The organism is Curtobacterium sp. MMLR14_010 (assembly GCF_001865015.1).
Classification (GTDB): Bacteria; Actinomycetota; Actinomycetes; order Actinomycetales; family Microbacteriaceae; genus Curtobacterium.
On record NZ_MJGV01000057.1, the window covers coordinates 37,620 to 48,821 of the forward strand.

General features: G+C 70.1%; 9 protein-coding genes. 2 read left to right on the top strand and 7 right to left on the bottom strand.

Annotated features, from left to right (window positions below; all coding sequences use genetic code 11):
• Positions 1 to 116 precede the first annotated feature (116 nt).
• The 7 genes from BIU98_RS12780 to BIU98_RS12810 all read right to left on the bottom strand — a co-directional run bounded on the left by BIU98_RS12780 (position 117) and on the right by BIU98_RS12810 (position 8,223).
• On the bottom strand, positions 117 to 1,988 hold the full coding sequence (locus BIU98_RS12780; protein ID WP_071276608.1) for a glycerol-3-phosphate dehydrogenase/oxidase: 1,872 nt from the start codon (positions 1,986 to 1,988) through the stop codon (positions 117 to 119).
• 78 nt (positions 1,989 to 2,066) lie between these two features.
• Positions 2,067 to 3,185, bottom strand: coding sequence for a GuaB3 family IMP dehydrogenase-related protein (locus tag BIU98_RS12785; protein WP_071276610.1), 1,119 nt, complete (start codon positions 3,183 to 3,185; stop codon positions 2,067 to 2,069).
• 277 nt (positions 3,186 to 3,462) lie between these two features.
• Positions 3,463 to 3,645, bottom strand: a complete 183-nt coding sequence (locus BIU98_RS18980) for a hypothetical protein (protein ID WP_071276612.1) — start codon at positions 3,643 to 3,645, stop codon at positions 3,463 to 3,465.
• A 321-nt stretch (positions 3,646 to 3,966) separates the two neighbouring features.
• Positions 3,967 to 4,692 (bottom strand): ABC transporter ATP-binding protein, encoded by a 726-nt coding sequence (locus BIU98_RS12795; protein WP_254787913.1) that lies wholly within the window; start codon positions 4,690 to 4,692, stop codon positions 3,967 to 3,969.
• 98 nt (positions 4,693 to 4,790) lie between these two features.
• Positions 4,791 to 5,804, bottom strand: a complete 1,014-nt coding sequence (locus BIU98_RS12800; RefSeq protein ID WP_254787896.1) for an ABC transporter ATP-binding protein — start codon at positions 5,802 to 5,804, stop codon at positions 4,791 to 4,793.
• Positions 5,797 to 6,783 (bottom strand): branched-chain amino acid ABC transporter permease, encoded by a 987-nt coding sequence (locus BIU98_RS12805; protein ID WP_071276616.1) that lies wholly within the window; start codon positions 6,781 to 6,783, stop codon positions 5,797 to 5,799. Before BIU98_RS12805 ends, BIU98_RS12800 begins: the two co-directional genes overlap by 8 nt.
• A gap of 12 nt (positions 6,784 to 6,795) precedes the next feature.
• Positions 6,796 to 8,223 carry a branched-chain amino acid ABC transporter permease gene (locus BIU98_RS12810; protein WP_368073043.1) on the bottom strand — a complete coding sequence of 476 codons (1,428 nt, stop codon included), beginning with the start codon at positions 8,221 to 8,223 and terminating at the stop codon, positions 6,796 to 6,798.
• Between the two features lie 229 nt (positions 8,224 to 8,452).
• Between BIU98_RS12810 and guaB the strand changes: the two genes are divergently transcribed.
• Together guaB and BIU98_RS12820 are read left to right on the top strand one after the other, a co-directional pair.
• Positions 8,453 to 9,955 (top strand): IMP dehydrogenase, encoded by a 1,503-nt coding sequence (gene guaB / locus BIU98_RS12815; RefSeq protein WP_071276618.1) that lies wholly within the window; start codon positions 8,453 to 8,455, stop codon positions 9,953 to 9,955.
• 188 nt (positions 9,956 to 10,143) lie between these two features.
• Positions 10,144 to 11,025 carry a hypothetical protein gene (locus BIU98_RS12820; RefSeq protein WP_139200724.1) on the top strand — a complete coding sequence of 294 codons (882 nt, stop codon included), beginning with the start codon at positions 10,144 to 10,146 and terminating at the stop codon, positions 11,023 to 11,025.
• Positions 11,026 to 11,202: the final 177 nt, after the last annotated feature.

Sequence of the window (11,202 nt, forward strand, 5' to 3'; positions counted from 1 at the left end):
CTAACCACCGCCGGGGACCGTCCATTCCGTTCTCCACAGGTCGGCCGGCCATGTGACGGACGGGAGGCTCGTGGCCAGCCAGCCATGAGCCTCCCGTCCGGTGGGTACCCAGCCGGTCAGCTGGGTTCGGTGGTCTTCTCGCCCACGACCTGCTCGTCGTCCGCGGTGGCGCCCTCGGCGCCGTCGCTGCGGCCGCCGCCGGGCACGACGTCGTCCTCGTCGAAGCCGAACGCGATGTCCGGCGCCTCGAGGCGCACGCGGTCGGCGGATTCGTCGTCGGGCTGGAGCTGGGACTCGCGCTCGGCCGCGACGCGCTTGCGGTAGTTCGCCACCTCGGCCTCGGTCTGCTCCTGGTCCCAGCCGAGCACGCCGGCCATCAGCCGGGCGGCGACGGGGGCGGCGGACTCGCCACGGTCCCAGGCCTCGATCGAGATCCGCGTGCGGCGGGCGAGCACGTCCTCCAGGTGCAGGGCGCCCTCGTGCGAGGCTGCGTAGACGACCTCGGCGCCGATGTAGTCGTCGGCTCCCGGCAGGGCCTCGGCGAGCGCGGGGTCCTCCTTGACGAGCTGCAGCACCTCGGTGGTCAGCGTGCCGTACCGGTTCAGCAGGTGCTCGATGCGGACCTTGTGCAGGCCGAACGACCGGGCGGTACGACCGCGCTTGTTCCACGCGGCCGGGTAGCCCTCGGCGCCGAGCAGCGGGATGTCCTGCGTGGTGGACGCCGGGATCGTGCCGTCCATCGCGGCGACGGCCTCGTCGATGGCGTCCTTGCCCATCACGCGGTAGGTCGTCCACTTGCCACCGGCGACGACGACGAGGCCGGGCGCGGTGTGGGTGACGACGTGCTCGCGGCTGAGCTTCGAGGTCTGGTCGGACTCGCCGGCGAGCAGCGGGCGGAGGCCGGCGTAGACGCCCTCGACGTCCTCGCGCGTCAGCGGGACCCGGAGGACCGTGTTGACGTGCTCGAGGATGTAGTCGATGTCCGCAGCGGTGGCGGCCGGGTGCGCCTTGTCGAGGTACCAGTCGGTGTCCGTCGTGCCGACCAGCCAGTGCCGGCCCCACGGGATCACGAACAGCACGCTCTTCTCCGTGCGGAGGATCATGCCCATGTTCGACTGGAAGCGGTCACGCGGGATGACGAGGTGCACGCCCTTGGACGCCCGGACCTTGAACTGCCCGCGGGTGCCGACCATCGCCTGGGTGTCGTCGGTCCAGACGCCGGTCGCGTTGACGACCTGCTTCGCGCGGATGTCGAACCGCTCCCCCGTCTGGATGTCGTGCGCGTGGGCTCCGACGACGCGTTCGCCGACCTTGATGAAGCCCTCGATGCGGACCCGTGCAGCGGCGTGCGCGCCGTAGGCGGCTGCCGTCCGCACGAGCGAGGACACGTAGCGGGCGTCATCGACCTGCGCGTCGTAGTAGGTCATGCCGCCGACGAAGGCGTCCTTCTTCAGGGACGGCATCGACTTCAGCACCTGCGTGCGGGTGAGGTGCCGGTGGTGCGGGACGCCGGGAGGACGCCCGCCGGACCAGCTGAAGGCGTCGTACATCGCCATGCCGATGCCGATGTAGAAGCGCTCCCACACGCGGTGGTTGAGCGGGTAGAGGAAGCGCACGGGCTTCACCAGGTGCGGGGCGATGCGCTGCAGCAGCAGGCCGCGTTCGATGAGGGCCTCGCGCACCAGGGCGAAGTTGAGCTGCTCGAGGTAGCGGATGCCGCCGTGGACGAGCTTCGACGACCGGCTCGACGTGCCCGAGCCCCAGTCGCGCGCCTCGACGATGCCGACGCTGAGTCCACGCGTCACGGCGTCGAGGGCGCTGCCGCCACCGACGATCCCGCCGCCGACGACCAGGACGTCGAGCTCCTTGGTCTTCAGCGTCTCGATGGCCGCTGCCCGTTCGTCCGGGCCGAGCCTCGCCCGAGGATCGAACCCTGCCGTGCCGAACGCACCCGTCGGTGCCTTCTTGCCTGAGACCGTCGTTGCCATGGTCGCCTCCGCGCACCCGAGCACCTGCGTGCTCTGCTCAGGCGCCGGGCGTCACCCGGAGGACCGGGCGCACCGCCGTCAGCGGTGGTACGGCGCCACGACCACTTCTACTCGCTGGAACTCCTTGACGTCGGAGTACCCGGTCGTCGCCATCGAGCGACGCAGGGCGCCGACGATGTTCGCGCGGCCGTCCCACGTCGGGGTGGGGCCGTTGAGGACGTCCTCGAGCGGGGCGATCGTCCCGACCTCGACCCGACGGCCGCGGGGCAGCTCCGGGTGGTGGGCCTCGGCACCCCAGTGGAAGCCGCCGCCGGGGGCCTCGGAGGCGCGGGCGAGGACGGTGCCGAGCATGACGGCGTCGGCGCCCATCGCGATCGCCTTGACGACGTCGCCGGCGGTGTCGAGACCGCCGTCGGCGATGACGTGCACGTAGCGGCCACCGGACTCGTCCATGTAGTCGCGTCGGGCACCGGCGATGTCGGCCACCGCGGTCGCCATCGGCGCGTGGATGCCGAGCGCCGCACGCGTGGTCGACGCAGCACCGCCGCCGAAGCCCACGAGGACGCCGGCAGCACCGGTGCGCATCAGGTGCAGTGCGGCCGTGTACGTCGAGGCGCCACCGACGATCACGGGGACGTCGAGCTCGTAGATGAACTTCTTGAGGTTGAGCGGCTCGGTGTTCTGCGAGACGTGCTCGGCGGACACCGTGGTGCCGCGGATGACGAACAGGTCGACGCCGGCATCGACGACCGTCTTCGAGAACTCCTGCGTGCGCTGCGGGCTGAGCGAGCCGGCGACCGGGACACCGGCGGCACGGATCTCGGCCAGGCGCGCGGTGATCAGCTCGGCCTTGACCGGCTCGGCGTAGATCTCCTGCATGCGCTTGGTGACGTTGCCGTCGGTGAGCGCCCGGATCTCGGCGTAGTAGGGCTCGGGGTCCTCGTACCGGGTCCAGAGGCCCTCGAGGTCGAGCACCCCGAGGATGCCCAGACGGCCCATCTGGATCACCGTCGCGGGCGAGGACACGGAGTCCATCGGCGCCGCGAGGATCGGGGCCTCGAACGTGAAGGCGTCGATCGACCACTGGACGCTGACGTCCTGCGGGTCGCGGGTGCGCCGCGAGGGGACCACTGCGATGTCGTCGAACGCGTACGCCCGACGTCCGCGCTTGCCTGCACCGATCTCGACTTCACTCACCCGGCAAGCCTAGCGGGCGCGGGGGTGGGCGTGCCCGGGTGCGGGTGGGCGGCTGGGGGTGCGTGGTGCGTGGTGCGTGGTGCGTGGTGCGTGGTGCGAGGTGCGAGGTGCGAGGTTGACCACCCCGTGCGCGTACACGTGCTCGCACCGAGTGGGCAACGGGGCACCGGGCGAGAGACCGCGCACGGTGCGGGCGGGCGGCGGGCGTGCGGCGGGCGGGCGGCGGGCGCGCGGCGGGCGGGCGCCGGGCGCGCGGCGGGCGTCCGCGGGGCGCAGCTCAGCGCGGGCGTCGGCGTTTCCGGCGGAGCATGCGCAGCGTCAGGCCGAGCCCGAGCGCCAACACGACGAGCACGACGAGCAGGAGCGCCGCGACCTTCACGAGCAGTGCCGCCCCGATGAAGAGCACCGCGAAGACCACCCACACGAGGATGTCCATCGCGATGCTCGAGACCCGATCCACCTGCGGAACGCTACCTGCTCGGCGGGGGCGAGCCGAGCCTCCAGGCCGTGCCACCGTGCCGCCGTGCCGCCGGCCCACGACCTGCCGAGTGGTCACGACACCCCGTCGGTTCCGCGCCCACCGGTCGCAGGCCGTCGGTGTCGCGCCTCCGGGCCGACGAATCGTGACCGCTCGGCGGACGTGAGCGGGGATTCGTGACCGGTCGCCACCAGAACAGAGCCCTCACAACGAGGGAAAGGGGCCGTGCGGCGCTGACGCGACTTCGCACGACCCCTCTCGTGCCGGTACCGCCCCCACAGCGGCACCGGCAGTCGACTCCACTCAGCGAGCGGCGTCGACGTCCTTGGCGAGCGTCCCGAGGTAGAGCTCGATGACCTTGGGGTCGTCGGCGAGCTCCCGCCCGGTGCCCGAGTACGCGTTCCGACCCTGGTCGAGCACGTACCCACGATCGCAGATCTGGAGACAGCGTCGCGCGTTCTGCTCGACCATGATGATCGACACCCCCGCCTTGTTGATGCGACGGGTGCGGATGAAGGTCTCGTCCTGGCGCACCGGGGACAGTCCGGCGCTCGGCTCGTCGAGCAGCAGCACCTTCGGGTCCATCATCAGCGCCCGGGCCATGGCGACCGACTGCCGCTCACCACCGGACAGCGATCCGGCGCGCTGACCCTTCCGCTCGCCGAGGACGGGGAACAGGTCGTAGATGACCTCGAGCCGTTCCGCGAACTTCTTCGGCCGGAGGTAGATCCCCATCTGCAGGTTCTCCTCGATCGAGAGCGAGGGGAACACGTTGTTCGACTGCGGCACGAAGCCGACGCCGGCCTGCACGAGCTTGTTGGCCTTCATGTTCGTGATGTCGTCGCCCTCGAGGGTCACCGAGCCCTCGCGGACCGAGACCAGGCCGAACAGGGCCTTGAGCAGCGTGGACTTGCCGGCGCCGTTCGGGCCGATGATCCCGATGAGCTCGCCCGGGTAGCACTCCAGGTCACAACCGTTGAGGATGTTGACCCCGGGCAGGTACCCGGCGACGAGCCCGCTGGCCCGCATCACCGGTTCCAGGGTCGCGGTTCCGGACGCCGCAGCCGGACTGGAGGCTCGCCCCGCGTCCGCGCCGCTCGTCGCGTGGGACCCGTTGGTCGCGTCGGTCATCGGGTGGCCTTCCCGTCGTCGGCGGCGTCGGCCGCGTCTGGTGTGGTGTGCGTCGTGCCGGGCGCGTTGCCGACGGGCGCGCCCGCGGTCGAGCCGGGTCCTGCGTGCGCTTCGTCGGCGACCTCCCCGGCGAGTTCCTCGTAGGTCTCCTCGGTGAGGAGCGAGTCGTCGCCCAGGTCGGTGTCGTGGTGTGCGCCGAGGTAGGCGTCGATGACGGCCTGGTCGTCCATGACGGTCGAGGCGGGACCCTCGGCGACGACGCGGCCCTCGGCCATGACGACGACCCAGTCCGAGATGTGCCGGACCATGTGCATGTCGTGCTCGACGAACAGCACGGTCATGCCGTCGTCACGCAGGGACTGGATGTGGCCGAGGAGCGACTGGGTCAGCGCGGGGTTCACGCCGGCCATCGGCTCGTCGAGCATGATCATCGTCGGGTCGGACATGAGTGCCCGCGCCATCTCGAGGAGCTTCCGCTGGCCGCCCGAGAGCGAGCCCGCGTAGTCGTCCTTCTTCTCGAGGAGCTTGAAGCGGGCCAGGAGGTCCTCGGCCTTCGCCGTGATCTCCTTCTCGCGCTTCGACCACAGCGGCCGGATGAGCGCGGCGAAGAAGTTCTCGCCGGGCTGGTCCTTCGCGCCGAGGAGCATGTTCTGCATCACGGTGAGGCGGGACAGCGCCTTGGTCAGCTGGAACGTGCGGACCATGCCGGCCCGGGCGACCTTCGCCGCACCGGTGTTGCCGAGCGTCGCGCCGTTGAACTGCCAGCGGGCCTCCTTCCCGCTCGTCGGCTTGTCGAAGCCGGTGAGCAGGTTGAAGAACGTGGTCTTGCCGGCACCGTTCGGGCCGATGAGCGCCGTGATGGAACCGCGCTGGACCTCGAGGTGGTCGACGTCGACCGCCGTCATGCCACCGAACTTCCGGCTGATGTTGTCGACCGTCAGGATCGCGTCGGGCTTCGATGCCCCGGGCGTGTGCGACACCGTGGTCGCGGGTGCGTGCGGATCAGACACTGAACGTCAGCTCCTTCTTGTTGCCGAGGAGTCCCTGTGGGCGGAACACGATGAGGAGCATGAGCGCGACGCCGACGAGCACGTAGGAGAACTGCTCCGCCTGCTGCGCGTTCATGATCGAGTTCGGGATGAAGTCCCCGGCGAGGGTGCGGATGCCGAGTCGCACGACGAAGAACAGCACGGCGCCGAGCACCGGCCCGAAGACCGTCGCCGCCCCACCGAGGATGAGCGCCGTCCAGATGAAGAACGTCATCGAGCGACCCATCGCGTCCGGCTGCACCGAACTCGGGATGACGTAGATGATCCCGGCGAGTGCTCCGAGCGCACCACCGAAGACGAGCGCCTGCATCTTGTACGAGTAGACGCTCTTGCCGAGCGAGCGCACGGCGTCCTCGTCCTCGCGGATGGCCTTCACGACGCGGCCCCAGGGGCTGCGCATGAGCAGGAAGAGCACCAGCGTGAACAGGGCCACGAGGCCCCAGCCGACGATGCGGATCCACCAGCCGTTGACGCCGTTGTTGGAGTACGTGAACCACAGGATCGTGGTGGTGCCGTCGGGCAGGAAGCTCAGGGCGTTGAACGGGTCGCGGTAGCTCGAGCCGGTGATGCCGTTCGAGCCGCCCGTGGTCGTGGTCAGCAGACTCGAGCGTCCGACCATCCGGATGATCTCCGCCCCGGAGATCGTCACGATCGCCAGGTAGTCGCCGCGGAGCCGGAGGGTCGGGATGCCGAGGATGATCGCGAACACGATCGACACCAGCAGGGCGACGAGGACGGCCATCCCGAGGGGCAGGCCGTTCGTGATCGAGATGGCGAACCCGTAGGCACCGAGCAGCAGGAACGCTGCCTGGCCCATGTTGACGAGTCCGGTGAGGCCGAAGTGCACGTTCAGCCCGATGGCGGCGAGCGCGAACGCGGCCGTCGTGGGCGCGAGGGCCTCCTGCGTCAGAGAACTGAGGAGGTTGAGGATGTAGTCCATGGCGGCGCTCCCTTAGCCGATCCGCTCGGCGCGGCCGAAGATGCCCTGCGGCCGGAACAACAGGATGAGGATGAGGATGACGAGGGCGGTGGCGTACTTGAAGTCACCCGGCAGCACGAGGTTCGTGAGCTCGACGACGACGCCGATGATCATCGACCCGACGAGTGCGCCGTAGGCGGTACCGAGGCCACCGAGCGTCACCGCCGCGAACATGAGCAGGAGCAGCTGCAGGCCGGTCTGCCAGTTGACGCCGTTGAGCACGAGGCCGAGCATCACGCCCGACAGCCCGGCGAGACCGGCGGCGAGCGTCCACACGAAGCGGATCACCCGGTCGACGTCGATGCCGGAGGCCGAGGCCAGGGCCGGGTTGTCCGACACTGCGCGGGTGGCCCGTCCGAAGCGGGTCTTCGCGAGGAACAACCCCGTGAGGATGAGCACGACGAGCGCGATGCCCATCGCCACGTAGGACTGCACGGTCAGCGTCACCCCGGCGAACGTCACCGTCTGGGGGTTGCTCTGCTGGATGCGGACGGTCGAGGCGCCGAAGAAGTACTGGAAGGCGTACTGCGCCGCGATCGAGAGCCCGATGGTGACGATCATCAGCTGCGTGAGGCTGATCCGTCGGCGCCGGAGCGGACTCCAGATCACCATGTCCTGCAGGTACCCGCTCGCCGCACAGATGATCACGACGACCACCCCCGCGACCCAGATGTTCATGTGGAGCTGGTTCGCGAACGTGTACGCCAGCAGGCCACCGAGGGTCACCTGCTCACCGTGCGAGAAGCTCGACAGGCCGGTCGTGCCGTAGATGAGCGACAGGCCGATCGACGCCAGGGCGATGAGGAGCCCGAGCCGGATGCCCGACACGAACTGCTGCCATGCCCGTGCTGCGGTGATGCTCGTGCCGGCGTCCGAGGTGGTGGCGCCCTGCTGGTCCGACAGCTGGAAGATCTGTCCGGCGTTCGCGTTGAGGTTCGCCTGCACGGTGCGCTTGGCGTCGGCGGCGTTCGTCAGGAACTGGCCCTTGGGCAGTGTGTCCTGGTCGACGGTGACCGAGTACTCGCCGGCTGCCGGCACGCTGACTGCCCAGCGTCCCTGCGCGGACGTGGTGGAGGTCGCCGCGAAGCCCGACGGTCCCGCCACGTCGACGTCGACACCCGAGGCGGGCTCTCGCTTGCTGTCGAGGATCGTGCCCTGGATGCAGCCGTTCGACGTGCTCACGGTGCAGGGCTGGTTGGACGACGGGGCCGAGCTGGCGCTGGCACTCGCCGTCGCGGCGGGGGTGGCGCCCTGGGCGGGGATCGTCACCGCCCAGTCGATCAGGAAGGTCGCCAGGAAGGCCGCGACGAGCACGACGACGAGCACCAGTCGGCGACGACCTGGCGCACCGGGGCGGAACCGGCGCAACAGCGCCGGCCCCGCAGGAGTTGTGGATCCCACGGAAGAGCCTCTCGTTCGGATGCCGAGGAACCTATGGGCTTTTTGTGACACCCGTGTTTCCAACGTGTTCCCTGTGTGATTCGTGCCGCAACTGTGATGCTGTGGAGGAACAGTCGGCAAGTCCTCCACAGCCGGAATGCGCATCGTGGCTGCCGCGTTAGCATGGTCCATCCGGAACCCGACGCTGCGTCCGGTGTCTCGACACGCCTCGCGCCCACGAAGGGGACCCATGGACCAGCCGGATCCGTTCGGATTCATCGGACTCACGTACGACGACGTCATGCTCCTGCCCGGGCACACCGACGTCATCCCGAGCGAGGCGTCGACCGCGTCCCGGCTCACCAAGCGGATCTCCGTCAGTGTCCCGCTGCTCTCGGCGGCGATGGACACCGTCACCGAGTCCCGCATGGCCATCGCCATGGCGCGACAGGGTGGCATCGGCATCCTGCACCGCAACCTCTCGATCGAGGACCAGGCGGCCTACGTCGACAAGGTCAAGCGGTCCGAGTCCGGCATGATCACCAACCCGGTCACCACGACCCCGGACGCCACCGTGGCCGAGGTCGACGCGCTCTGCGGCCAGTTCCGCGTCTCCGGCCTCCCCGTGATCGAGGACGACGGCACCCTCGTCGGCATCATCACCAACCGCGACATGCGCTTTGTCGCCCCGTTCGAGCAGCAGACCACGCTCGTCCGGGACGTCATGACGAAGGCCCCGCTGATCACCGCACTCGAGGGCATCGACCCCGAGTCGGCGATCGCGATCTTCGCGCAGCACAAGATCGAGAAGCTGCCGCTCGTCGACGCGGACGGCAAGCTCCGCGGGCTCATCACCGTCAAGGACTTCGACAAGAGCGAGCAGTACCCGGACGCCACCAAGGACGACGAGGGCCGGCTGCGCGTCGGTGCCGCGATCGGCTTCTTCGGCGACGCCTGGCAGCGTGCAGAGGCTCTCCGTGACGCCGGCGTCGACGTGCTCGTGGTCGACACCGCGAACGGTGAGAGCGAAGGCGTGCTCGACATGGTCCGCCGGCTCAAGGCCGACCCGTCCTTCGACGCCATCGACGTGATCGGCGGCAACGTCGCGACCCGTGCCGGCGCGCAGGCGCTCATCGACGCGGGTGTGGACGCTGTCAAGGTCGGCGTCGGACCGGGCTCCATCTGCACCACCCGCGTCGTCGCCGGCGTCGGCGTCCCGCAGGTCACCGCCGTGTACGAGGCCTCCCTCGCCGCACGAGAGGCCGGCGTCCCGATCATCGCCGACGGTGGGCTCCAGTACTCGGGCGACATCGCGAAGGCCCTGGTCGCGGGTGCGGACACCGTCATGCTCGGCTCGCTGCTCGCAGGCACCGACGAGTCCCCCGGGGACCTGGTCTTCGTCAACGGCAAGCAGTTCAAGGCGTACCGCGGGATGGGCTCCCTCGGCGCGCTGCAGACCCGCGGCAAGAAGACCTCGTACTCGAAGGACCGCTACTTCCAGGCGGACGTCCCGAACGACGACAAGCTCATCCCCGAGGGCATCGAGGGGCAGGTCCCCTACCGCGGCTCGGTCGGCAACGTCGTGTACCAGCTCACCGGCGGGCTCCGGCAGTCGATGTTCTACGTCGGCGGCCGCACGATCCCCGAGCTGAAGGCCCGCGGCAAGTTCGTCCGCATCACCGCGGCCGGGCTCAAGGAGTCGCACCCGCACGACGTGCAGATGGTCGTCGAGGCGCCGAACTACAGCCGCTGACGCACCACCTACACGCCTGACGCCCCCTCGTCAGCGAGACGCCGCCCTTCTCGGGACCGCCTCGCCGACCAGGGGGCGTCTCGCGTGGACGGGTGCGTCCTCCTCCACAGGAGCAGACTGCCGGGAGGCTCTCCCCACCTCCGCCATCCGTCGCACGCCCGTCAGGTGGTTGCGCCAGCGTCGTGGCCATGCTGCATCCCGCACCCACCGTCCTCACCGGCCTGCCGTCGGCACTGGTCGACCCGGTCCGGCTCTTCCACGGCACCGCCGTCGAGCGCCGCGACTGGGACGCGCTCGGGCCGCTCGAGCGTCGGCGCCTCGTCGTCCGGGCCCGCGCCGCCACGCTGCAGGCCGACGGCGTCGTCTCCCACGGTTCTGCCGCTGCGCTCTGGGAGCTCCCCGACCACGGCCACCCTGACTGGCGGCTCCACGTCATCGACACCCGGATCCGCAAGACCCACAGCGGCCGAGGCGTCATCCGCCACGTGGGCCGTCTCGCCGAGGACGAGGTGGTGTCCCTCGACGGCACCCGTGTGACCTCGCTGCTGCGGACGGTGGTCGACCTCGTGCACGCCGTTCCCTTCGAGCACGCGGTCGTGGTGCTCGACCACGTGCTGCGGCGCGGCGAGCTCGACCGGGACGCCATCGCGCACGCTGTCACCGCCCGTCGAGGCCGACGTGGATCGCAGACCGCGGCATCGGCTCTGGCGTTCGCCGACCGGGCGTCGGAGTCACCCGGCGAGTCGATCAGCCGGGTGACGATGCGACGACTCGGGGTCGCGCCACCCGTCCTGCAGCAGGAGTTCACCACGGCAGCGGGTCGGTTCCGCGTGGACTTCTGGTGGCCAGATGCCGGGGTGATCGGCGAGTTCGACGGCCGCGTGAAGTACGACGACCGCGATGTTCTGTGGGACGAGAAGCGCCGCGAGGACGCCCTCCGCCGCCTGCCCGACGTGCAGTCCTTCGCGCGCTGGGGCATGCGCGACGCCGAGGACCCCGTCCGCCTCGCCGAGGTCCTCGTCGCCGCGGGGCTCCCCCTCTCCCGAGGCTGGGCCCGCCCCTCCGCCTGAGACACCCCCGTCCACACGAGACGCCCCTGTCTCACACGGACTTACTTGCTCGATCCCGTGCCCTCGCCTGACCAGCCCGCGAGACACCCCCGTCAGCGCGAGACACCGGCGTCTCGCCGCAGTCCACCCCGGATGCGTGTCGGACCTCCTCGCGAGACACCCCTGTCTGCGCGAGAC

What these genes read in the sequence shown, in the direction of transcription:
- BIU98_RS12780 (WP_071276608.1), bottom strand. Translation starts at nt 1,988, where the DNA reads ATGGCAACGACGGTCTCAGGCAAGAAGGCACCGACGGGTGCGTTCGGC.
- BIU98_RS12795 (WP_254787913.1), bottom strand. Translation starts at nt 4,692, where the DNA reads ATGCGGGCCAGCGGGCTCGTCGCCGGGTACCTGCCCGGGGTCAACATC.
- BIU98_RS12805 (WP_071276616.1), bottom strand. Translation starts at nt 6,783, where the DNA reads ATGGACTACATCCTCAACCTCCTCAGTTCTCTGACGCAGGAGGCCCTC.
- guaB (WP_071276618.1), top strand. Translation starts at nt 8,453, where the DNA reads ATGGACCAGCCGGATCCGTTCGGATTCATCGGACTCACGTACGACGAC.
- BIU98_RS12820 (WP_139200724.1), top strand. Translation starts at nt 10,144, where the DNA reads ATGCTGCATCCCGCACCCACCGTCCTCACCGGCCTGCCGTCGGCACTG.